The following is a 21,562-nucleotide window of genomic DNA, read 5'->3' on the forward strand; positions in this document are numbered from 1 at the left end:
CAGCCCTAAACCCATAACCCAGAGTGTCAAGGATCAGCCGAAACAGATCCGTCAACCGTCAACCGACTCTGAACAGGGGCACCAAAGGCTCGTCACCGCGGCTTCAGCAGTGCCGCGGCGGCCTGCTCGCGAAGCCAGTGCTCGGCCTCGTCCCACGTCCACCCCGCCTCGGCGACCAACGTGTGCCACGGCTGATGGCCGAAGTAGAACCAGAGCAGATCGGTGGCGCGCTCGTCGGTGAGATGCTCTCGGAGAGCGCCCATTTCACGTAACCGCGCCGCGGCCACGGCCAACGATTGCCGATAGGCGCGGTTGGATGTGTCGAGGATTTCGGCCGCGCTCTCGTCGACGGCCGCTGCGGTCCGGTTCACCTGAATGATGTCGTGGTAGCGCTCATTGTCGGCTCGGGTGCCGTGGGCCGTCACATCGATCACCTCACGCGGATCGCGGGCCCGGCGCACAGCGGCCAGCGTCTGTTCGACGACGGGGTCACGGACCGCCTCCTCGATGATCGTCGCGAGGAGCGCGGTCTTGCCCCCTGCGCTGGAGTACACGGTCGGCACCGCAACACCGGCCTCCCGCGCAATGTCGTTGACGGTGACTAGGCCGTAGCCCTTCTCGATGAACAGGCGCATTCCGGCGGCAAGAATCCGCGCGCGGGTATCGCCCGCCGCCTCCGCTCTGCGCGCCGATCGGTACGGCCTGCCCTGCACTGCACCCGCCATCTTCGTTATAGCATCCCTATAATCAATATTTCGTCCACCTAAGACTAAACCCGAGAGGGCAGATGCCGCATGAAATCGGAATTCAGCACCGTGTTCCATCGACTTGCCGGGATGCCGCCGAGCCAAAGCTTCGAGGTGTTCGGCGGCATCGTCGAGTTCCTCAGCTGGTCCGACGAGTTCTGCGTGCTGCGCGGCACCGTGCCGCCCGGCTCGGTGGTGCCGCTGCACCGTCATCCCGACGCTGAGGACTTTCTCATCCTGTCGGGCACCCAGCAGGTTCTCGTTGCGGGCGACAGCGGCCTGCAGTGGCGCGACGCCCACGCCGGCGACTACGTCCGGGTGCCCGGCAACGCGCCGCATGCGCACCGCAACGTCACCGACAGGCCCGCGGTCGATCTGATCGTCACCACCGCGCGGCTCGGCCGGTTCTTCCAAGAGGTGGGCCGTCCGATGACCGACGGCCTGGCTCCGCCCACCCCGGAGGAGGTGGCGAACTTCGTCGCGGTGTCGGAGCGGTACGGCTACGTGTTGGGTACCCCCGAGGAGAACGCGGCGGTGGGAATCACGATGCCGGTGTTCAGCGGCTGAGCCCCTCAGTCGCGTCAGTCGCGGCCCTTCTTGGGCCCCTTGCCATTGCCGTGCCCGGGCGGCCCCTTCTTTTTCGGCGGTGGCTGCTCGAGTTGCGCGGGCGTCGTGGTCGGTGGCGGCGGCACGAATGACGTCGGGGGCGGAGGTGGCACCGATGTGCTGGTGCTCGCGGGCTCCGGGACGGCGGGCTTCGACGACGAATCGACGATGAACGCGATCGCGATGACGAGCACTGCCACCACCGCCGCGGTGACCAGCCACCACCGCGACCGGTGGGTTCCCCGCACGGGCGCGGCCACCATCGTCGTGGGGTCGGGCAGCGGCGCCGCCATCACCCGCGTGGCCGGCCGCGCGGGAGGGCCGCCGCGGCCAGCCAACGCCGCGCGCATCTCTTCGGCGTCGGCGAACCGCCACGCCGGATCGGGCGCCATCGCCCGCTCGATCACTGCTGCCAACGCCGGGTCCGCGTCGGGCCGCAGCGCGCCGAGCGGGGGCAGCGCCCCGTGCGATATGGCCCTGGCCAACTCAGCGATGTTCTCCTGCGGAAAGGCTCGACGGCCGGTCAGCGCCTCATAACCCACCACACCGACGGCGTACAGATCGTCGGCGACCGACGCCGGCCTGCCCGCGATCCGCTCAGGGCTCAGATACGCCATGGTTCCGACGATTTGGCCCGTCATCGTGTGCACGCTGCCCGGGCTCTTGGCCACGCCGAAATCGGCCACCTTCGCATGTCCCGACAACGAGAACAAGATGTTGGCCGGCTTGATGTCGCGGTGCAGGATGCCTGCCGCGTGCGCGACGGACAGCGCGGACAGCACGTCATCGAGGATCCTCCGCACGTCCGGCTGCGGCAGTGGTCCCCGTGCGATCACGTCGGCGAGCGACTGGCCCGACAGCCGCTCCATCACGATGTACGGCGTGCCTGCGTGCTCGCCGCTGTCGTGGACGGACACGATGTGCGGATGGTTCAGGGCAGCCGCGGCGCGGGCCTCAGTCTGGAATCGCAGACGGTTGTCGGGTGCTTCGATCAACATCGGGTGCAGCAGCTTGACGGCGACCGGTCGGTCCAACCGGATGTCCCAGCCGTCGCGTACTTCTGCCATGCCACCGCGTCCGAGAACGCCCCGAAGTTCGTAGCGGCCGCCCAGCACCTCCGGCGCCTGCATGTCTAAAAGCTAGCCGGTCGACGTTGGCGTCAAACAACCGCTAGGTCGCGGCGTGCGGCGCGGGCACCGTGATCGGTGCGGGCGTCGCGATCATTTCGACCGCGTTGGCGAGGCCCTCGGCGATCGCGTCGATCACGTGGATGCCGATGGTGAACGGCGTGACCAGCACGGTCAGTGGCGACGGCGGCGGGTGGTAGCCGTTGGTCACCGTCGTCGCCGACGCAGGCGCTGGCGTGGACAACCCGATGGCCAGGGCGGCGATCATCGCCACCACTGCGCAGCCGACGGACCGCATTGCACGCAACACACGTGAATCGTGCCTTATAAACGGCGCCAGGCATAGCGGAAAACGCCGAACGTTACCGAGCCGGCACGGTCGGCACCGCCGAAGTGTTGGGCCAGCAGCCCAGCGGGCTGAGATGGGCCTCGCGTGCGGCGTCGAGGCACTTGCTCACCAACACGTTCGGATCGTTGGACACCGACGCGGCCAGGATCTCGTTCGCCCTGGCCTCGGCCGCGGCGGTCTTGGCCCGCTGCTCGGCGACCCGGGTGTTGGCCTTCTCCACGTTCAGCGCGTTGATCCGGCTCTGCGTCGCCTCGTCGTAATTGACAAGCGGCACAATCACATTGATGATCTCGATCTGCCCGCCACCTTGGACCGCAGCTTGTCGGCCACGTCGTCGCCCAGCGCCTGCACATTGGTGCCGTCGGAGTTCTCCGGTGCGAGCGGATCGAAGTTCGCGAACACCTCGTTGAGCGCGGCCCTCAACTCGCGGGTGACGAGATTGTCGCGAACGTTTTCGAAGTCGCGGTAGTCCAGGAACAGTTCGTCGGCGGCCGCGGGTTGGATGCGCCACCGCACGCTGTTGTCGACGAACGCCGTCGAGTTGTTGCCGAGTCGGACGGTGGTGGCGGCCTCGCCGGTGTGGTTGTCGATCTGGATGGTGCCGTTCATCTCGGTCACCGACTGCCACGGCGCCATGGCGTGCAGACCGTTGCTCAGTGTGCCGCCGGGCCTGCCGAACGTCGTGACCACGCCGATGTTGCGTGTCGAGACGATCGTCGTCGAGCCGAGAATCAGCACGAACACCAACAGGCCGCCCGATGCCACGGCGACCCGCATGGCCCTGGTCCGGCCCGCGTCGGCCTTCGAGGTGACCCGGACAAGCAGGGCGATCACGGTGACGATCACGAGCAACATCGCAGCGAACACTTGCCAAGGCACGTGGGCAGCCCTTTCGAAGGCGGGAGACGTCCGCCGCATCGTATGATCAAAATCGATGCTCTACCAGCAACCTCACAGGTCGTTTCCGTCACGGCATCCATTGCTCACCGGCGCGGGGCTGCTGGTGGCGCTGTGGTGGTTGAACAATGGCTGGTACGAGGCGCTCGCTGCCGTGGCGATCGTCGGCCTTCTGGTGGCCGTCACGCGGCGCAGACGGGCGCTCGAGATTCGCCGCGCCGGACTACGGGCACGCGCCGACTTCGAACACCGGCTGACCCTGGCGGGCGACCCCCGCGGCGTATTCGGACGGTACCCGCCCGTGCAGCCGGTCCTCTTCCCCGAGCCGCCGACCGTGAGGCGTCAGACCTTCGGGCAGTAATGCATCCCGTTGTCGCGGTGTTCGACCGGCGGCAGGTTGCGTGCGGGGGTGTGCACCAGCGGTGCGTCGGCGGGACAGCGCCCCGTTGCCCGGTCCCAGCCTGCGCGAGCCCGCGGATGAAAGCGGCGCCGTTTCGGCAGCAGCTTGAACGTCAGATTCACCAGCCGGCCGAACAGCCAGTGCAGCCGCTCGTCGCGAGCCGACCAGGTGTAGCCCATCAGGTCGCGGACCGGTTGGTCGTACAGTCCGACGGTGACCCAAACCGCAAAAGGCCCAAGCACTTTCAGCTGGAGGCGCCACAGCCAGTCCGGAATCCATTGCAGTGACGGATGCTTGGGCATGGTCGACAGATTGAGAACCTCGCGCGCGGCGAAATTGTTCTCGAGGACGTTGCGACACATGTGATCCCAGTAAGCCTGGAAATCCTCCCAGCTCTTGGGAACTGGTCGCATGCTCACGCCGTACATGCTGTACCAGGTGACATGTTCGTCGAACAGTTGCCGCTTCTGGGCCTCGGTCAGACCGTCGCCGAAGTGTTCGGCGGTCAGGATGGTGCCCATGAAGAACGTCGAGTGCGCCCAGTAGAAGACGTCGGGGTTGAGCGCGCTGTAGCGACGGCCTTGGTCGTCGACACCCTTGATGCCGATGTGGTAATCGCGAACTTCGGCACCCGTCTGCGGGGCGCGGTCGCCGTCGAAGACGACGCCGCCGATCGGATACAGCGAGCGAAGCAACCGCGGCATGCGTTCTTGGAAGAAGATCGAATGTTGTTCGACGGCGGCACCGAGTTGAGGGTGCATGTTCTGCATGGAACCGGCCCAGGGCCCCTGCAGCAGCCCGCGCCAGTCACCGAATAGTTGCCAGGTCAAGGAGTCGGGGCCGAGAAACGCAGGAACGGCGTCGTAGCCGCCCGTCGTGACCGGGCAGCCCGGTGCCGGAGGGGTGGATCCGGTGGTCTCCGGGCACGCCTCAGAAGTATCTTGAGTCACCGGTGAACTTCCGCTCGTGTCAAAAGCCGTCCACGGCATTCTGACTACGGGTGTTGTCATCATCGAGTTTAGGGAGTGATGTGACTTCGGGTCAACGACGGGGCCGTTGGTCAGGCGTTCCGCTGCAGGATCGTCAGGTCCTGCGGCGCGACGAACTGATCGCCGCCGGCGTCGGGCTGCTTGGCAGTGAATCCGGCCCGGGGCTGACGGTGCGGGCGGTGTGCAAGGCGGCCGGGTTGACCGAGCGCTATTTCTATGAAAGCTTCGCCGACCGCGACGAATTTGTCCGCGCGGTCTACGACGATGTGTGCACGCGGGCGATGTCGACGCTGATGACCGCGGAGACCCCGCGCGACGCCGTCGAACGCTTCGTCGCGCTGATGGTCGACGATCCGTCACGGGGCCGGGTGCTGCTGTTGGCCCCCGGCGTAGAACCGGTGCTGACCCGGTCGGGCGCGGAATGGATGCCCAGCTTCATCGACCTACTGCAGCACAAGCTGACCCGGATCACCGATCCGGCTGTGCAGGCGATGGTGGCCACCGGCCTGATCGGCGCGTTGACGGCGTTGTTCACCGCCTACCTGAACGGTCGGCTACCGGCCACCCGTGAGCAGTTCATCGACTACTGCGTCGACATGCTGCTCAACCGGGTGTCGAGCTATTAGTGCTACTCGTCGGGTGTGCTGACCTCTTCGAGCGACTGCTGCTCTTCGGCCGCGGCCTCATCGGCAGCAGCCTTGGCCTCGCGGCCCGCTGGGCTGGCGACCGACGCACCGGGGTTGGTCGCCGTGGCGTATCCGCCGTTGCAGTTGAGATAGAACTGCACCTGGCCGTCATAGTGAGCGCCATCGTCGGCATCGGCGAACGGCGCCGTCTGCGAACGCGTGACCAGGCACTCGTCCTGCGACAGTTTGTCGCCCACGCGGGCTGCGACCACGACGGAAAGCCCGGCATCACTGGCGGCCGACGAGGCGTCGGCGTAAGTCTGACCCGCGTAGTCGTCCGCCGCGGCGACTCCGGTGCCGAACAGCGCCATCAAGGCTGACGCGGCCACTGCCGAGCCGGCCGAAAGAACGAGGGACTTCTTCACTGAGTCCGACCTCCGAATTGTCGTAAAACTGCCTGGAAAGGTGATGGTCGGAGTGTATTGCGTGGTAGGCGTCACCGCTACCGATCGCGCAGTCCAGGTCAGCCGACTTGTTGAGCGGTGATCGCCTGCCGGCCCGCAGTACTGGCGGCGGAGTTGCCAGGAGTTCCCGGGCCCGCGATCGCGGCGTTACAGCTCAGCGCGACCCACACTTCGCTCGGACCCGATGCCTGCCGGGGCTGGTCGACACTCGGCTTACCCCAGGCGTTGGTGACAACACACTTGTCGATGTCCGCCGACCCGCCGGTGCGCGTCGCGATCACGACTGCCGACCCCTGGCTCTGGAGGGTGTTCTTGGCATCCCGGAACGTCTGGCCGACGACGTCAGGCACCGCGCCCGCGACGCCCGCGCCGACGGAGATGGTTGCTGCCATCGCGGCGGCAGCGCCTAATAGAACAGTGAGGGTCCTCATGTGAGCCCGACCTTCGAGTCGCGGGTGGCTGCGGCAGGATTTGCGGGCTCCCCCATTTGCCCGGGCCGATACTACCGCGACTATTGGCAACCTGTGAGGCGGATGTGACACACCGCGAGGCAACTTGAATGTCACCGGGGTACACAGATATATTGAGTGCAACCAACAGGTACAGATAACTGGGATAGCGCTTCCCTGCCGCGAGGAGGACGAAAACCCATGGCGCAAGATCTGACCGATCTTCAGCTACTGCACGAACTCGAGCCCGTTGTCGAGAAGAACCTCAATCGGCACCTGACGATGCGCAAGGACTGGAATCCGCACGACTACATCCCGTGGTCGGACGGCAAGAATTTCTACGCCCTCGGCGGTAAGGACTGGGACCCCGAGGAGTCCAAGCTTTCCGAGGTTGCCCAGGTGGCGATGCTGACCAACCTGCTGACCGAGGACAATCTCCCGGCGTATCACCGCGAGATTGCGATGAACTTCTCGATGGACGGCCCGTGGGGATTCTGGGTCAACCGCTGGACGGCCGAGGAGAACCGGCACGGCATCGCGCTGCGTGACTACCTCGTCGTCACCCGCGCCGTCGATCCCGTGGAGCTGGAGCAGCTCCGGCTGGAGCAGGTCACCCGCGGCTTCTCCCCCGGCCAGAACCAGCAGCTGGAGGGCAACGCCGAGCTGTTCGCCGAGAGCCTGTTCGACTCCGTCATCTATGTGACGTTCCAAGAATTGGCGACGCGCGTCTCGCACCGCAACACCGGCAAGGCGTGCAACGAGACCGTGGCCGACCAACTGCTGCAACGGGTTTCGGCCGATGAGAACCTGCACATGATCTTCTACCGCGATGTCTCCGCGGCCGGGTTCGACATCGCACCGAACCAGGCGATGCACTCGCTGCACAAGGTGCTGAAGAACTTCAAGATGCCCGGCTACACCATTCCGGACTTCCGGCGTAAGGCCGTCACCATCGCGTCCGGTGGCGTCTACGACCCGCGGATCCATCTCGACGACGTGGTGATGCCGGTACTGAAGAAGTGGCGCATCTTCGAGCGCGAGGACTTCACCGGCGAGGCGGCGCGGCAGCGCGACGAACTCGGCAAGCTCGTCGAGGAGCTCGAGGAAGCCTGCGTGAAGTTCGAGGTTGCCAAGCAGCGCAGGCTCGAGCGGCTGGCGCAGATGGCCGAGAAGAAGGCCGCGAAGGAGCTCGCCGCATCAGCGTCATAGCCGACCAGCGGCCCGCGCTCCGGATCGGGCCGATCGAACTGCCGAGCCCGGTCGTCCTGGCCCCGATGGCCGGTGTGACCAATGTCGCATTCCGCACCCTCTGCCGTGAATTGGAGTTGGCGCGCGCAGGCACCGTCAGTGGGTTGTACGTGTGTGAGATGGTCACCGCGCGTGCGCTCGTCGAGCGGCACCCGGTGACCATGCACATGACGACGTTCGCGCCCGACGAGACACCACGCTCGCTGCAGCTGTACACCGTCGACCCGGAAAACACCTTCGCCGCCGCGAAGATGGTCGCCGACGAGGGCATGGCCGACCACATCGACATGAATTTCGGCTGCCCGGTGCCCAAGGTCACCCGGCGCGGCGGCGGTGCGGCGCTGCCCTTCAAACGGCGGCTTTTCGGCCGCATCGTGGCTGCGGCCGTGCGAGCGACGGAGGGCACCGGCATCCCGGTCACCGTGAAGTTCCGCATCGGCATCGACGACGACCATCACACCCACCTGGACGCAGGCCGGATCGCGGCCGAGGAAGGTGCGGCCGCCGTGGCTCTGCACGCCAGGACCGCTGCGCAACGGTACTCGGGGACCGCCGACTGGGAGCAGATCGCGCTGCTCAAGCAGCATGTCACCACGGTCCCGGTGCTGGGCAACGGCGACATCTTCGACGCCGACGACGCGCTGGCGATGATGGCCGCGACCGGTTGCGACGGCGTGGTCATCGGCCGCGGCTGCCTCGGCAGGCCGTGGCTGTTCGCCGAGCTGTCCGCGGCCTTCACCGGCACCACCCCGGCGACGCCGCCGACGCTCGGCGAGGTCGCGGCCATCATGCGCCGACACGGTCGGCTGCTGGCCGAGCACTTCGGTGAGGACAAGGGCATGCGCGATATGCGCAAGCACATCGCCTGGTACCTGCACGGGTTTCCGGCAGGCGCCGATCTGCGCCGGGCGCTGGCGCTGGTCAAAACCCTTTCCGAGCTGGATGCGCTGCTCGATCAGCTCGACGAAGACGTACCGTTCCCGCAGGCCGCGACCGGTCCGCGGGGCAGGCAGGGATCGGCGGCATCAGTGGCGCTACCTGAGGGCTGGCTGGCCGATCCCGACGACTGCACGGTCCCGGCAGGCGCCGAAATTATGCACTCCGGAGGCTAAACCGAGACGATCTCGGTACCTCCGGCGGACTGGCCGTTGAACACGATGTCTCAGTACGATAAGGATCTTGTCGTATCCGGCTCCAACGGCGGAGCCCGCAGAGTGTCGCTACACCAACCGAAGGCACACGAAAGCACTGCATACGCCCACGCGCACCGAGGCGCGCGATGGTCCAGAAGTCGGAGGCCAGCAGAAACATGAGTGACGGCCAGAACGCCACTCCTGGATCTTCGGGCGCTGGACCCAACCGATGGCTTACCCGAAGTACGCCGCCGCCGCCACACGCCGCGCCGTGGGAGCGCAGCGGAAATTCGGATTCCGGCGAGCTGACGAAGAGCGAGTCGGCCGGCAATCACACCGATGGCGTCACAGTCGCCGACCTGATCGCCAAGGTGCACGGCGCCGCGAGCGTGCCCGAGGAGTTGAAGCGGCCTCGGCAGGCACCCGAACCGGAGCAAGAGCCCGAACCCGAACCGAAGGCCCCGCCGACCGAGATCCTCGCCCCGGTCGTCGAGGGCCGGGATCCGGACACCGAGGTTATTCCGATCGTGGCGGGGTACGCCTCCGAGGTGCCCGATTTGGCGGCACAGCGCCCTCGTGACAGGGTGCAGCCGTCGCGTGTCGGCACCGGACGCGGCAGCGGAGTTCCTGCGCCGGCCCGCCGCCGCCTGAGGAAGACGGCGGCCGCAGGCCGCGCCGCCGCCGCCCTGATCGCCGTGGCCACCCTGGCCGTCACCGGCGGCGCCTGGCAGTGGCAGTCGTCGAAGAACAACATGCTCAACAAGGTCTCCGCGCTCGATTTGAATTCGCGCGACATCGTCGACCCCACTGCGCAGTTCGGCGACGAGAACTTCTTGATTGTCGGCGTGGACAGCCGCATCGGCGAGAACAGCGACATGGGCGCGGGCAGCACCGAGGACGCTGCGGGTGCGCGATCCGACACCATCATGCTGGTGAACATCCCGGCGAACCGCAAACGCGTTGTCGCCGTGTCGTTTCCGCGTGACCTCGAGATCACGCCGACGAAGTGCCAGCACTGGGATCCCGACACCGGACAGTACGGACCGGTCACCGACACCGAGTCGGAGATGTACGGCCAGAACGACGTCTACACCGAAACGAAGATCAACTCCGCGTACGCGGTCGGTGGCCCCAAGTGTCTGGTGAAGGTGATCCAGAAGCTGTCCGGGTTGTCCGTGAACCGGTTCATGGCAGTCGATTTCGCCGGTTTCTCCAAGATGGTGGATGCGATCGGCGGCGTCGAGGTGTGTAGCACCACTCCGTTGGAGGACTACGAACTAGGCACCGTGCTGGCCAACGCCGGCCGTCAGACGGTCGACGGCCACACCGCGTTGAACTACGTCCGCGCCCGCCAGGTCACCACCGAGACCAACGGCGACTACGGCCGGATCAAGCGGCAGCAGTTGTTCCTGTCGTCGCTGCTGCGGTCGCTGATCTCGAAAGAAGTGTTCTTCTCGTTGTCCAAGCTCAACAACGTCGTGAACATGTTCATCGACGACAGCTACGTCGACAACATCAAGACCAAAGACCTTGTCGATCTTGGCCAGTCAATCCAGGGCGTGAACGCGGGCCGCATCACCTTCGTCACCGTGCCGACGGTCGGCTATGCCGACGAATACGGCAACGAGGTCCCGCGCACCGACGATATGCGGGCGCTGTTCGACGCGATCATCAACGACGATCCGCTGCCCGAGGAGAAGAACCCGGACAACACCCCGGTGCCCGGCACGCCGGAGTCGCAGACCAGCGAACCGGAAGCGACGCAGGCGCCTGCCCCGGAGAACGCCGAGTTGGTGAGCGCGGTGACCACCAATCCGCAGGACATCACCGTGCGGGTGTCGAACTCGACCGGTGAGAATGGGTTGGCGGCCACCGCGGCGACTGAACTGCAGTCGCACGGCTTCAACGTGACCAGTCCCGACGACTACCCCGGCCCGCTGTCGGCGACGACGGTGTTCTTCTCGCCGGGCAACGAGCAGGCGGCCGCGACGGTCGCGTCGTCATTCGCCAACCCGACCATCGAGCGGGTGTCCGGCATGGGCGACGTGGTGCGGGTGGTGTTGGGCAGCGACTTCTCATCGGTGACCCCGCCGTCGCCGAGTGGCTCGCCCGTTCAGGTTCACGTCGTGAAGGGCGCCAGCACGCCGCCCACTCGCCTGCCCGAGGATTTGACGGTCACCAACGCCGCCGACACCACCTGCGAATAACGCCCGTCGGCCCACTCATTTAGGCAGGTGGCATTCACCTTTCGTTCACCGCCTGCGTCGTGACGTTGTGCCTAGTCACCCCGTAGGCTTGGCGCATGCGAACCGCATACCACGACCAACTGGACGCGCTCACAGCGCAGCTCGGCGAGATGTGTGGACTGGCCGGCGCCGCGATGGAACGCGCCACCCAGGCCCTGCTGCAGGCCGATCTGGTGTTGGCCGAACAAGTCATCACCGACCACGAGCAGATCGCGGCGATGAGCGCCAAGGCCGAGGAGAGCGCGTTCGTGCTGCTGGCGCTGCAGGCCCCGGTCGCAGGTGATCTGCGGGCGATCGTCAGCTCGATCCAGATCGTCGCCGATGTCGACCGGATGGGCGCGCTGGCACTGCACGTCGCCAAGATCGCCCGCCGTCGTCACCCGCAGCATGCGCTGCCGGAAGAGGTCAACGGCTACTTCGCCGAAATGGGCCGCGTCGCAGTGGAATTGGGTAACAACGCCCAGGAGGTGCTGCTCACCCGCGACCCGGAGAAGGCCGCGCGGATCCGCGAAGAAGACGATGCGATGGACGATCTGCACCGGCATCTGTTCACCGTACTGATGGACCGGGAATGGAAGCACGGGGTGGCCGCCGCCGTCGACGTGACGCTGCTCGGCCGGTTCTACGAGCGCTTCGCCGACCACGCCGTCGAGATCGCCCGCCGGGTCATCTTCCAGGTCACCGGCAACCTCCCCGACGAAGAGGAGATGGCCGCCCGCTGAGTTTTTCTCGGCGAGCAGACGCAAACGGGCCCGACACGCCGATGATTTGGCGCACTCTGCGTCTGTAGGCGCAGGGAAAGTCAGCCGAAGCGGCCCGAGATGTAGTCCTCCGTGGCCTTCTCGTTCGGGTTGGAGAAGATCTTCTCGGTGTCATCGATCTCGATCAACCGGCCGGGCTTACCCGTCGCCTCCAGGTTGAAGAACGCGGTCTGATCGCTGACGCGGGCGGCCTGCTGCATGTTGTGGGTGACGATCACGATCGTGAAGTCCTGCTTGAGTTCGGCGATGAGGTCCTCGATCGCCAGCGTCGAGATCGGGTCCAGCGCCGAGCACGGCTCGTCCATCAGCAACACGTCGGGCTGCACGGCGATCGCGCGGGCGATGCACAGTCGCTGCTGCTGACCGCCGGACAGGCCGCCGCCCGGCCTGTCGAGCCGGTCCTTCACCTCGCTCCAGAGGTTGGCGCCCCGCAGTGAACGCTCGCATACGTCGTCGAGCGTCTTCTTGTTGCGAACGCCCTGCAGCTTCAGCCCCGCCACCACGTTGTCGCGAATCGACATGGTGGGGAACGGGTTTGGCCGCTGGAACACCATACCGATGGTTTTGCGCACGCCGACCGGGTCGACGCCAGGGCCGTAGATGTCCTCACCATCGAGCAGCACCGACCCTTCGACGCGGGCGCCGGGGATGACCTCGTGCATGCGGTTCAGCGTCCGCAGCACCGTCGACTTGCCGCAGCCCGACGGCCCGATGAACGCGGTCACGCTGCGGGGCTGAACGGACAGCGCCACATCGGCGACGGCGTGAAAGGAGCCGTAATAGATGTTGACGTCTTTGAGGTCCAATCGCTTGGCCACTGAAAAGCTCCTAAACCTTCTTGGGGGCGAAGATCCGCGCGATGAGTCGCGCGCCGATGTTGAGTAAGGCGATCAACAGAATCAACGTCAGTGCGGCGCCCCAGAGTCGGTCGGTGGGCACCGGGTTGGCGCCGGCACCCGCCGAGATCTGGTCGTACATCATGCCGGGCAGCGATCCCATGAAACCGCTGAACATGTCGAAATTCATGGCCTGCGCGTAGCCGACCAGGATCAGCAGCGGCGCCGTCTCACCCATCACACGGGCCAAGGCCAGCATGATGCCGGTGATGATGCCGGACAGCGCGGTGGGGATGACGATGCGCACGATGGTTTTCCACTTCGGCACGCCCAGTGCATAACTGGCCTCGCGAAGGTCCATCGGAACGATGCGCAGCATTTCCTCGGTGGCACGCACGATCACCGGAATCATCAACAGCACCAACGACAGTGACACCGCGAAACCGGACCGCTGGAAGCCGAGCGTGGCCACCCACAACGCATAGATGAACAGGGCGGCCACGATCGACGGGACACCGGTGAGGATGTCCACCATGAAGGTCGTCAGCTTGCCGAGTCGGGAACCGCCACCGTACTCGACAAGGTAGACGGCGACCATGATGCCGATCGGGATGGAAATGGCCGCACACACCAGGCCCTGCAGCAGGGTGCCGACGATGGCGTGGTAGACACCGCCACCGGCCTGGAATGCCGTCATCCCAGCCTGTGAATGGGTGAACCAGACCGGTGAGGTGAGCGCCTTGAAACCCTTGGCGATCACCGAGTACAGCACCCACAACAGCGGCACCAACGCGATGACCAGCGATGCGGTGACAAGCACGGTGGCGATGTTGTTGGTGACCTTGCGGCGCAGGCTCACCCCCTGAAAGGTGGTGACCTTGACAGGGCGGTCCAGTGTGGAGGTCACTTCGCCCCCCTTCCGGCGACTGCGGCGCGCGCCGCCGAGTTCACCACGAACGTCAGGATAAACAGCACCAGGCCCGCCGCGATGTAGGCGCCTGCCTTGTACTGGTCGTTGAATTCGCTTGCGGTGGCGGCGATTTTGCTTGCGAACGTGTAGCCCCCGTCGAACAGTGACCAGCCGAACGCCTTTTGGGTGCCGCGCAGCACGATCAACAGCGCGATCGTTTCACCGAGCGCGCGACCGAGGCCGAGCATCGCGCCGCTGATGTAGCCGGAGAGGCCGAACGGCAGCACCGTGGTGCGCACCACTTCCCACCGGGTGGCGCCGAGCGCAAGTGCGGCCTCGATCTGGCCGCGAGGTGTCTGCACGAACACTTCCCGCGTCACCGCCGTGATGATCGGCAGGATCATCACGGCCAGCACGATGCCCGCTGTGAAGATGGTGCCGCCGCCGGCCACCGAGGCGTTACCGGTCTTGAACAGGAAGAGCCAATCGAGGTTCTCGTTGAGCCACAACGCAAATGGCTTGAGCACCGGAGCCAGTACGTACAGTCCCCACACGCCGTAGACGATCGACGGCACCGCGGCGAGCAGGTCGACCATGTACGCCAGCGGGCCCGACAGTCGCCGTGGTGAGTAGTGGGTGAGGAAGATCGCGATACCCAGCGCGACGGGCATGGCAAGGATCAATGCGAAGACCGAGACAAAAACCGTCACCTGGAGCAGGTCGAGGATGCCGAAGTGCATCGCCGATGTGTCTGTGGTGATCCAGTTTCCGCCGTAGAGGAAGAAGTTCTCCTCGTTGCGCGCGAGCGCAGGAATCGCGCGCCACAACAGGAAGACGCCGATCGCCGCGATGATGACGACGATCAGGATTCCGGCGCCTTCGGCCAGACCGCGGAAGATCCTGTCCCCCAACCGGACCTTCGAGCCCTTCGCGGGATCGGTGGGGATGGGCGCCGGTTCCGGGAGGGGTGAAGCGATCACTTCACCCGAGCCCGCTTTGGCTGGGTCAGGCAGCCCGCTAGCTTCCGTCACATCAAGCCTATCGGTCATTGGTCCCGGCACCCATCCTCACCGCTTGTGTGCTATCGCGCAGGGCAACTATGCAATTGCGTTGACGGACTTGAGCAGACGCTCCTTGAACGAGTCCGGCAGCGGCACGTATCCGGCGGGCGACAGGTTGGCTTGGCCCTGGTTGGCGGACACCGTCAAGAACGACTTCACTGCGGCGGCGGTGTCGGCGTCGTAACCCTTGCTGCACACGATCTCGTAGGTGGCCAGCATCAACGGGTAGGAGCCCGCTTCCTTGCTGGCGTACAGGGCGTTGAGGTCCAGCGTGAGGTCGTTGCCCGCGCCCGCGATTTTCGCGGCGGCGACCGCCGCCTTCGTGGAGTCGTCGTTGAGCGCGACCGGCCCGGCGCCGCTGTCGATCTCGGCGGTCTTGAGGTTGGCCGCCATCGCCGGGCTCTTCTCCACGTAGCCGATGGAGCCGGGGGTGGCCTGAATTGCCTGCACAACGCCGGACGACTTCTGGGCGCCCTCGCCGGCACCGCCCTGGAACTCCTTGCCCGCGCCCTTCGTCCATGCCTGCGGCGCGGCGGCGGCGAGATACTTCTGGAAGTTGTCGGTGGTGCCCGACGAATCCGAACGGTAGACGGGCTTGATGTCGGTGTTCGGCAGGTTGGTGCCGCTGTTCAGCGCCGCGATCGCCGGGTCGTTCCACTTGGTGATCTGGCCCTGGAAGATCTTGGCGAGCACCTCACCGTTGACGACGAGCTTGTCGACGCCGTCGATGTTGTAGGCCATCGCCACCGGGCCGAACACCAGCGGCAGATTCCACGCTTCGTTGCCGCCACAGCGCTGCGCCGCCTTGGGCTTTTGGTCGTCACTCAGCGGGGAGTCGGATCCAGCGAAATCAACCTGCTTTGCGATGAACTGGTCGACACCCGCGCCCGACCCGGTGGGGTTGTAGGCCAGCGTCTTTCCCGAGCACACCTGGCCCCACACCTTGTTGAACTCCGCGATCGCGTTCTGCTGCGCCGTCGAACCCTCGGCGGTCACCGAGTTCTTGCCGCCGCAGTCGGCCGATGCGGATGCGGTGCCCGTGCCCGTACCCGACGCGCTCGTGGAAGGCGCGGAGGCGTTGTTGTCGCTACCGCAGGCGGTCAGCGTCAGCGCGGCGATCGCCGTCGCGGACAGGCTGGTGCCAAGCGCCTTGCCAATGCTGTTGAGCTTCACTGATCCCACTTTCGAATTTTTGACGACTTGAACTCCACGGCAACGTATGCGGCCGTAGTAGACGGCTCTGAGATGGAAAGTGAACGAAGGGTGAACAGGTCGGCTAGTTCACTGGTGACGCCGCATAGGCGGCATCGACGCTGAACACCTCGAAACCAAGGCGTTGATACGTGTTCACCGCAGCGGAGTTATCTGCCTCGACGTAGAGCGTCACAGTCGGTTCTGCGCTTTTTGACAGACTCTCGGCGAGGTGATGCAGCCCGGCCAGTGTGAGCGTCGCACCGAGGCCGCGACCCTGCGCGGCCGGATCCACGCCGACCACATAAACCTCGCCGAGGTCCGCGCTGTGCCGCTTGGTCCAGTGGAAGCCTGCCAGCTTGCCGGTGTCCGAGTCGAAGGCCATGAACAGGCCTTCGGGGTCGAACCACGGCTCGCCGCGACGCTCGGCGATGTCGGCTTCGGTCCACCCGCCCTGTTCGGGGTGCCAGGCGAAGGCGGCGTTGTTCACCCGCAGCAGCTCCGCGTCGTCGGCAGGACCGGAATATGTGGTCAGGCGAACCCCGTCGGGGACGGTCAACGGCGGCAGATCGGTTAGCGGCCTGCGCATCTGCAAGAGCTCACGAACGACGACGAGGCCGAGTGCGGCCGCGGTGGCCCGCGCCGGCGCCAGGTTGCCGTGTGCCCAGATGCGGGCGTCGGCGCCGCCCTCGGACAGGCCGGTACGCACCATCGCCGAGCCGATCCCGCGCCGCCGGGCTGTTGGATGCACCACCAACTCGGCCATCGCGGGCTCAGCGGTCAAGTTCAGATATCCCACCACGTGATCGCCGTCGACGGCCAGCAGGTGGCGGGTGCGGTCGTGCGCCAACTCGCGCAGCACCTGATCACCGACGGGCGCGACGCCGTCCTCGCGTTTCGTGACCGCGATCAGTTCACGGATGTCATGCTGCTCGGCCAGGGAAAGGCTTGGGCGCCAGTGGATTTCGGTCACTGACTGCGCAGCGGGTCGACCAGCGCATCGGGCAGGCTGTCGGGCGCCTCATAGCCACCTGCCTCGTCGACCATGTCGTCGGACACCTCCGCACCCGCTGGAGCCGGGCGGCCGCGGGCGGGCCGCACCGCCTTGTACCCGACGTTGCGCACCGTGCCGATCAGCGATTCGTATTCGGTGCCCAGCTTGGCCCGCAGCCGCCGCACGTGGACGTCGACGGTGCGGGTGCCGCCGAAGAAGTCGTAACCCCAGACCTCCTGCAGCAACTGCGCGCGGGTGAATACCCGGCCCGCGTGCTGGGCCAGGTACTTCAGCAGCTCGAATTCCTTGTACGTGAGGTCCAGTGGTCTACCACGCAGCCGGGCGGTGTAGGTGCCCTCGTCGATCACCAATTCCCCGAGACTGATCTTGCCGACGTTCTCCTGATTGGCCACCCCGCCGCGGCGGCCGACCAGTAGTCGCAGCCGGGCGTCGATCTCGGCCGGGCCGGTGCTTGGCAGCAGGATCTCGTCCAGACCCCATTCCACGTTGACGGCGACCAGGCCGCCCTCGTTGACGACGGCCACCACGGGGACCGACGTGCCCGTCGTCCCCAACAGCCGACACAGGCCGCGAGCGGCGGCCAGGTCAGTACGCGCGTCGACGATCGCCACATCCGCGGTGCCGGCTTCGAGAAGGGAAGACACCTCCGTTGGAGCGGTCCGCACGTTGTGCGCGAGCAGCGCCAACGACGGCAGCACGGATTCGGGATGCGGGTCGACGGTCAGTAGCAATAGATCCAACTGGCCCTCCAGCAGCCATAGGGACCTCGCCTGGACAACGATGTCGGTGGTGACTTCCCAGATTCACGCCTGACATACGGCCGTTACCCGGCCGTTAGTCATCTAACGATAGCGCGCCACCTGCTCGTTAGCCGCGCCGAACAGGGAGGCGGGCCGCCCGTAGGCCAGAATGTCCGGGTGCGGAAGCTGCTGACCGGTGCGATCGCGACGGTAACCGCGGTGGTCGTCGGCGCCGTCGGAACCGACTTCGGCGCCGCCATCTACGCCGAATATCACCTGGCCAGAAGCGTGCGCACGGCCGCGAACCTGGATTTCGACCCGTGGGTCAGCATCCTGGGCTTTCCGTTCATCACCCAGGCCAGCCGCGATCGGTACAACGAAATCGAGATCAAGGCCAGTGGCGTGGATCACCCTGTCGTCGGCAAGGTCGGACTCGAGGCGACCCTGCACCAGGTCGACGCCTCCCAGACGTCCTGGTTGATCGGTCCGGACGCCAGCCTGCCGGTCGGTGAGGTGGAAAGCCGCATCATCATCGACTCGACCCACGTCGGCCGCTTCATGGGCATCCCTGACCTGCTGGTCGAGGCGCCGTCACGGGAGACCAACGATGCGACGGGCGGCACCACCGAGTCGGGCATCTCGAGCAACCGGGGACTGGTGTTCACCGGCACTCCCAGGAAGGCGGATTACGACAAGAAGGTCAGTATCGCCGTCGATCTGTCGATCAGTGGGCCGGACCAGACGACGCTGATCTTCACCGGGACCGGGGTGCTGACCGGGCCAGGCACCGCTGACCAGGAGATTCCCGAAGACAAACTGCCCGCGGTGCTGGCCGCGTTCAGCACCAGCATGCCCGGGCAGAAGCTGCCGTTCGGGGTCCGACCCACCAGCGAGGGGGCCCGGGGTTCGGACATCATCATTGAGGGCATTACCAAGGGAGTAACCGTCCCGCTTGATCGGTTTCGATTGTCATGAGCTCTTCGATGGTGCTGGCCGTCACGGTGCTGATCGCGGCACTGGGCGTCGCCTTCGTCGTCGGCAGGCTGCTCACGCTGCGCGCCGGGATGTTGAAAGCCGCCGCCGAGGCCAGCGACGTCGACACCTCGGGCCTGGGACTTTCCGAAAGCGGACCGACGATCCTGCATTTCAGCGCGGAGTGGTGCGGGCCGTGCGCCGCGGTGCGACGGGTGGTGGACCAGGTGTGCGGGGAACTGCCCGGTGTCGCGCACGTCGAGATCGACATGGACGTCAATCCCGAAGCCGCCCGGCGGCTTTCGGTGCTGTCGCTGCCGACGACGTTGATCTTCGACGCCGACGGCCGGCCGCGGTATCGGACCAGCGGCGTCCCCAGCGCCGCTGACCTGCGGTCCGCGGTGCAACCGCTGTTGGCTTGATCACCCTGTCGTTGGGTAAGCTGTCTGCCGTGTACGCCCGCCTCGAGCCGATGCTCACCAAGCGCCGCGCAGTCGATCTGTGCCGCGTCGCGGGTTGTTGCTGTTGTTGTTGTAGCTGCTGAGCGCAGCCGCGCGAGTTAAGCGCGTCCGCTCGGAGCAGCCGGTCAGGCCTGCTCATGCCCAGCCCCTCCCAACGCAACAGGAGTCTGCTTCATGTCGACCAACACCACAGCCACGCAGGTGGATGTGCGCGGTCCCCGGTTCGCCGCATGGGTGACGACGGCCGTGATCGTGGCGACTCTGCTCGCCGCGGGCGCCAGCCCGGTCGCCGCTGCCGTGATCCTCGGCGCCCAGGCCGTCGTCTTCGCCGTCGGCGCGTGGCAGGGACCGCGCCGGCATCCCTACGGATTGATCTTCGGCCGCTTCGTCGCGCCCAGGCTGGGGCCAGTCGCCGAGAAGGAACCGGTCGCACCGCTGAAGTTCGCGCAGTTGGTCGGCTTCGTGTTCGCGGTCGTCGGCGTCGTCGGATTCGCCTCGGGCGTCGAACTTCTCGGCTTGATCGCCACCGGCTTCGCGCTTGTGGCGGCGTTTCTCAATGCGGCCTTCGGCATCTGCCTCGGCTGCCAGATCTACCCGCTCGTCGCACGCGTCCGCTCAAGGGCGAGTGCACCGTCCACCGCATAACGCTCAAACAGTAAGCAATCGAAAGGATTTCGTTCATGGCACGCTCCGACGTCCTGGTCAGTACGGACTGGGCCGAGAGCAATCTCAACGCGCCTAACACCGTTTTCGTCGAGGTCGACGAGGACACCAGCGCCTACGACGGCGGCCACATCGAGGGCGCCGTCAAGCTCGACTGGAAGACCGATCTGCAGGATCCGGTGCGCCGGGATTTCGTTGACCAGCAGCAGTTCTCCAAACTGCTCTCCGAGCGCGGCATCTCCAACGACGACACCGTGATCCTCTACGGCGGCAACAACAACTGGTTCGCTGCATACGCCTACTGGTACTTCAAGCTGTACGGCCACGAGAACGTCAAGCTGCTCGACGGCGGCCGCAAGAAGTGGGAGCTCGACGGGCGCCCGCTGTCGAAGGAGTCGGTGAAGCGTCCGGAGACCAGCTACACCGCCAAGGCCCCGGACAACAGCATCCGCGCCTTCCGCGATGAGGTCATCGCGGCGATCAACCAGAAGAACCTCGTCGACGTGCGCTCCCCCGACGAGTTCTCCGGCAAGATCCTCGCGCCCGCGCACCTGCCGCAGGAGCAAAGCCAGCGGCCCGGGCATATCCCCGGCGCCATCAACGTTCCGTGGAGCAAGGCGGCCAACGAGGACGGCACCTTCAAGTCGGATGAGGAGCTGGCCAAGTTGTACGCCGAGGCCGGCCTCGACGGCGAGAAGGAAACCATCGCGTATTGCCGCATCGGTGAGCGCTCGTCGCACACCTGGTTCGTGCTGCAGGAACTGTTGGGACACAAGAACGTCAAGAACTACGACGGCAGTTGGACGGAATACGGCTCCCTGGTGGGTGCCCCGATCGAGTTGGGAAGTTGATATGTGCTCTGCACCGAAGCAAGGACTGACGTTGCCTGCCAGCGTTGATCTCGAGAAGGAGACGGTGATCACCGGTCGCGTCGTCGACGGCGCGGGTCAGGCGGTCGGCGGCGCGTTCGTGCGCCTGCTGGACTCCTCTGACGAGTTCACCGCCGAGGTCGTCGCGTCGGCAACCGGTGACTTCCGGTTCTTCGCTGCGCCAGGTACATGGACGCTGCGCGCGCTGTCGCCTGCGGGCAACGGCGATGCGAGCGTGGCACCGTCCGGGGCGGGCATCCACGAGGTCGACGTCAAGGTCGCCTGACGCCGGAGGCTGCGGCCGGGTGGACCGGCCGCAGAACGGCTTTCGCCGCGAAAACGCTCCAAAATTTGCTGGACCGGCTCACCATTGTGGTAGCTCCCGCGCTGTCGCACGGGACAACCACGATGAACAGGGCCGATCATGAAATTCGCAATTGGGGGATTCGCGACAACACTCTTCGCCCTCCTCGCCATAGCTACCGCTCCTGCGTCGACGGCCAGCCCGGACGACGACTTCCTCGCCGCTCTGACCAGGAGCGGCATCTCGTTCCCGCCGCAGGTGGGACTCAACCTCATCAGCGCAGGTCACAATGTTTGCGCCAAGCTGGCCAAGGGCGACCCGTACGACGACGTCGTTTCGTACGTCTCCAAGGGCCTTGGCAACAACAAGGGTCTGACGACGAGTTTCATCAGCGCCGCGACCAATACGTTGTGCCCCGGTCACCGCTGAGCGCCCGCGTGATCTTGAGCCACCATCACCGCCGAGAATCGGTGGGCGGCTAGACTCATCGCCGTGGTGT

General features: G+C 65.9%; 28 protein-coding genes. 14 read left to right on the forward strand and 14 right to left on the reverse strand.

Annotated features, from left to right (window positions below):
• Positions 1–92: 92 nt before the first annotated feature.
• On the reverse strand, positions 93–725 hold the full coding sequence (locus tag A5724_RS01200) for a TetR/AcrR family transcriptional regulator (protein WP_067794904.1): 633 nt from the start codon (positions 723–725) through the stop codon (positions 93–95).
• Positions 726–794: 69 nt separating this feature from the next.
• Here A5724_RS01200 and A5724_RS01205 point away from each other — a divergent pair, with 69 nt between their 5' ends.
• Positions 795–1,313: a cupin domain-containing protein gene (locus A5724_RS01205; RefSeq protein ID WP_082964794.1), complete on the forward strand. Its 519-nt coding sequence runs from the start codon at positions 795–797 to the stop codon at positions 1,311–1,313.
• A gap of 14 nt (positions 1,314–1,327) precedes the next feature.
• Here the strand turns inward: A5724_RS01205 and A5724_RS01210 are convergent, their stop codons facing one another.
• From A5724_RS01210 to A5724_RS01220, 4 genes are read right to left on the reverse strand one after another with little or no spacing between them, the layout of a single operon-like run.
• Positions 1,328–2,482 (reverse strand): serine/threonine-protein kinase, encoded by a 1,155-nt coding sequence (locus tag A5724_RS01210; protein ID WP_067794907.1) that lies wholly within the window; start codon positions 2,480–2,482, stop codon positions 1,328–1,330.
• A gap of 40 nt (positions 2,483–2,522) precedes the next feature.
• Positions 2,523–2,789 (reverse strand): hypothetical protein, encoded by a 267-nt coding sequence (locus tag A5724_RS01215; protein WP_156752079.1) that lies wholly within the window; start codon positions 2,787–2,789, stop codon positions 2,523–2,525.
• Positions 2,790–2,841: 52 nt separating this feature from the next.
• On the reverse strand, positions 2,842–3,102 hold the full coding sequence (locus tag A5724_RS35050; RefSeq protein ID WP_369830591.1) for a hypothetical protein: 261 nt from the start codon (positions 3,100–3,102) through the stop codon (positions 2,842–2,844).
• Positions 3,103–3,104: 2 nt separating this feature from the next.
• Positions 3,105–3,707: an SPFH domain-containing protein gene (locus A5724_RS01220; protein ID WP_369830592.1), complete on the reverse strand. Its 603-nt coding sequence runs from the start codon at positions 3,705–3,707 to the stop codon at positions 3,105–3,107.
• Between the two features lie 55 nt (positions 3,708–3,762).
• Here A5724_RS01220 and A5724_RS01225 point away from each other — a divergent pair, with 55 nt between their 5' ends.
• Positions 3,763–4,086 carry a hypothetical protein gene (locus A5724_RS01225; RefSeq protein WP_067794913.1) on the forward strand — a complete coding sequence of 108 codons (324 nt, stop codon included), beginning with the start codon at positions 3,763–3,765 and terminating at the stop codon, positions 4,084–4,086.
• Here A5724_RS01225 and A5724_RS01230 read toward each other — a convergent pair.
• The gene (locus A5724_RS01230) at positions 4,068–5,075 is read right to left on the reverse strand and encodes an oxygenase MpaB family protein (protein WP_067794916.1); all 1,008 of its coding nucleotides are present in this window, start codon (positions 5,073–5,075) and stop codon (positions 4,068–4,070) included. The two genes, A5724_RS01225 and A5724_RS01230, sit on opposite strands and share 19 nt — an antisense overlap.
• An 80-nt stretch (positions 5,076–5,155) precedes the next feature.
• Between A5724_RS01230 and A5724_RS01235 the strand changes: the two genes are divergently transcribed.
• On the forward strand, positions 5,156–5,740 hold the full coding sequence (locus A5724_RS01235) for a TetR/AcrR family transcriptional regulator (protein WP_067794920.1): 585 nt from the start codon (positions 5,156–5,158) through the stop codon (positions 5,738–5,740).
• A 2-nt stretch (positions 5,741–5,742) separates the two neighbouring features.
• Here A5724_RS01235 and A5724_RS01240 read toward each other — a convergent pair whose 3' ends face one another.
• Complete coding sequence (locus tag A5724_RS01240) at positions 5,743–6,165, reverse strand: hypothetical protein (protein ID WP_067794924.1); 423 nt, start codon at positions 6,163–6,165, stop codon at positions 5,743–5,745.
• 98 nt (positions 6,166–6,263) lie between these two features.
• Complete coding sequence (locus A5724_RS01245) at positions 6,264–6,635, reverse strand: hypothetical protein (RefSeq protein WP_067794928.1); 372 nt, start codon at positions 6,633–6,635, stop codon at positions 6,264–6,266.
• Positions 6,636–6,854: 219 nt separating this feature from the next.
• Between A5724_RS01245 and A5724_RS01250 the strand changes: the two genes are divergently transcribed.
• The 4 genes from A5724_RS01250 (at position 6,855) to phoU (ending at position 12,002) form a co-directional block, all read left to right on the forward strand.
• Positions 6,855–7,862: an acyl-ACP desaturase gene (locus A5724_RS01250; RefSeq protein ID WP_067794931.1), complete on the forward strand. Its 1,008-nt coding sequence runs from the start codon at positions 6,855–6,857 to the stop codon at positions 7,860–7,862.
• Positions 7,850–9,013, forward strand: coding sequence for a tRNA dihydrouridine synthase DusB (gene dusB / locus A5724_RS01255; protein ID WP_082964811.1), 1,164 nt, complete (start codon positions 7,850–7,852; stop codon positions 9,011–9,013). The genes A5724_RS01250 and dusB overlap by 13 nt, the downstream gene beginning before the upstream one ends.
• Before the next feature lie 197 nt (positions 9,014–9,210).
• Entirely contained in the window at positions 9,211–11,241 is a 2,031-nt protein-coding gene (locus A5724_RS01260; protein WP_067795650.1) for an LCP family protein, read from the forward strand.
• 95 nt (positions 11,242–11,336) lie between these two features.
• Positions 11,337–12,002: a phosphate signaling complex protein PhoU gene (phoU, locus tag A5724_RS01265; RefSeq protein WP_067794937.1), complete on the forward strand. Its 666-nt coding sequence runs from the start codon at positions 11,337–11,339 to the stop codon at positions 12,000–12,002.
• 80 nt (positions 12,003–12,082) lie between these two features.
• On the opposite strand, the gene pstB is transcribed toward phoU, so the two are convergent.
• From pstB to A5724_RS01295, 6 genes are all read right to left on the reverse strand, one after another.
• Entirely contained in the window at positions 12,083–12,859 is a 777-nt protein-coding gene (gene pstB / locus A5724_RS01270) for a phosphate ABC transporter ATP-binding protein PstB (RefSeq protein WP_067794940.1), read from the reverse strand.
• A 10-nt stretch (positions 12,860–12,869) separates the two neighbouring features.
• On the reverse strand, positions 12,870–13,784 hold the full coding sequence (gene pstA / locus A5724_RS01275; RefSeq protein WP_067794943.1) for a phosphate ABC transporter permease PstA: 915 nt from the start codon (positions 13,782–13,784) through the stop codon (positions 12,870–12,872).
• Positions 13,781–14,836: a phosphate ABC transporter permease subunit PstC gene (pstC, locus tag A5724_RS01280; protein ID WP_067794946.1), complete on the reverse strand. Its 1,056-nt coding sequence runs from the start codon at positions 14,834–14,836 to the stop codon at positions 13,781–13,783. The genes pstA and pstC overlap by 4 nt, the downstream gene beginning before the upstream one ends.
• A gap of 48 nt (positions 14,837–14,884) precedes the next feature.
• Positions 14,885–16,021, reverse strand: coding sequence for a phosphate ABC transporter substrate-binding protein PstS (pstS, locus tag A5724_RS01285; protein ID WP_067794949.1), 1,137 nt, complete (start codon positions 16,019–16,021; stop codon positions 14,885–14,887).
• A gap of 103 nt (positions 16,022–16,124) precedes the next feature.
• Positions 16,125–17,012: a mycothiol synthase gene (mshD, locus tag A5724_RS01290; protein WP_067794951.1), complete on the reverse strand. Its 888-nt coding sequence runs from the start codon at positions 17,010–17,012 to the stop codon at positions 16,125–16,127.
• On the reverse strand, positions 17,009–17,794 hold the full coding sequence (locus A5724_RS01295; protein ID WP_067794954.1) for a response regulator transcription factor: 786 nt from the start codon (positions 17,792–17,794) through the stop codon (positions 17,009–17,011). The genes mshD and A5724_RS01295 overlap by 4 nt, the downstream gene beginning before the upstream one ends.
• Positions 17,795–17,971: 177 nt before the next feature.
• Between A5724_RS01295 and lmeA the strand changes: the two genes are divergently transcribed.
• The 7 genes from lmeA (at position 17,972) to A5724_RS01325 (ending at position 21,492) form a co-directional block, all read left to right on the forward strand.
• Complete coding sequence (gene lmeA, locus A5724_RS01300) at positions 17,972–18,769, forward strand: mannan chain length control protein LmeA (protein ID WP_067794957.1); 798 nt, start codon at positions 17,972–17,974, stop codon at positions 18,767–18,769.
• Positions 18,766–19,188, forward strand: a complete 423-nt coding sequence (locus tag A5724_RS01305) for a thioredoxin family protein (protein ID WP_067794960.1) — start codon at positions 18,766–18,768, stop codon at positions 19,186–19,188. Before lmeA ends, A5724_RS01305 begins: the two co-directional genes overlap by 4 nt.
• Positions 19,189–19,217: 29 nt before the next feature.
• Positions 19,218–19,310, forward strand: a complete 93-nt coding sequence (locus tag A5724_RS35055) for an Ms5788A family Cys-rich leader peptide (protein ID WP_369830593.1) — start codon at positions 19,218–19,220, stop codon at positions 19,308–19,310.
• 91 nt (positions 19,311–19,401) lie between these two features.
• Positions 19,402–19,872 (forward strand): DUF4395 domain-containing protein, encoded by a 471-nt coding sequence (locus A5724_RS01310; RefSeq protein ID WP_067794963.1) that lies wholly within the window; start codon positions 19,402–19,404, stop codon positions 19,870–19,872.
• Positions 19,873–19,907: 35 nt separating this feature from the next.
• Positions 19,908–20,741, forward strand: coding sequence for a sulfurtransferase (locus A5724_RS01315; protein ID WP_067794965.1), 834 nt, complete (start codon positions 19,908–19,910; stop codon positions 20,739–20,741).
• Position 20,742: 1 nt separating this feature from the next.
• A complete protein-coding gene (locus tag A5724_RS01320; RefSeq protein WP_067794968.1) occupies positions 20,743–21,045 on the forward strand; it encodes a DUF1416 domain-containing protein in 303 nt (100 codons plus the stop codon).
• Between the two features lie 138 nt (positions 21,046–21,183).
• Positions 21,184–21,492: a DUF732 domain-containing protein gene (locus A5724_RS01325; RefSeq protein WP_067794971.1), complete on the forward strand. Its 309-nt coding sequence runs from the start codon at positions 21,184–21,186 to the stop codon at positions 21,490–21,492.
• The last annotated feature ends 70 nt before the right edge of the window (positions 21,493–21,562 follow it).

It is taken from the genome of Mycobacterium sp. ACS1612, assembly GCF_001667505.1.
Taxonomy (GTDB): domain Bacteria; phylum Actinomycetota; class Actinomycetes; order Mycobacteriales; family Mycobacteriaceae; genus Mycobacterium.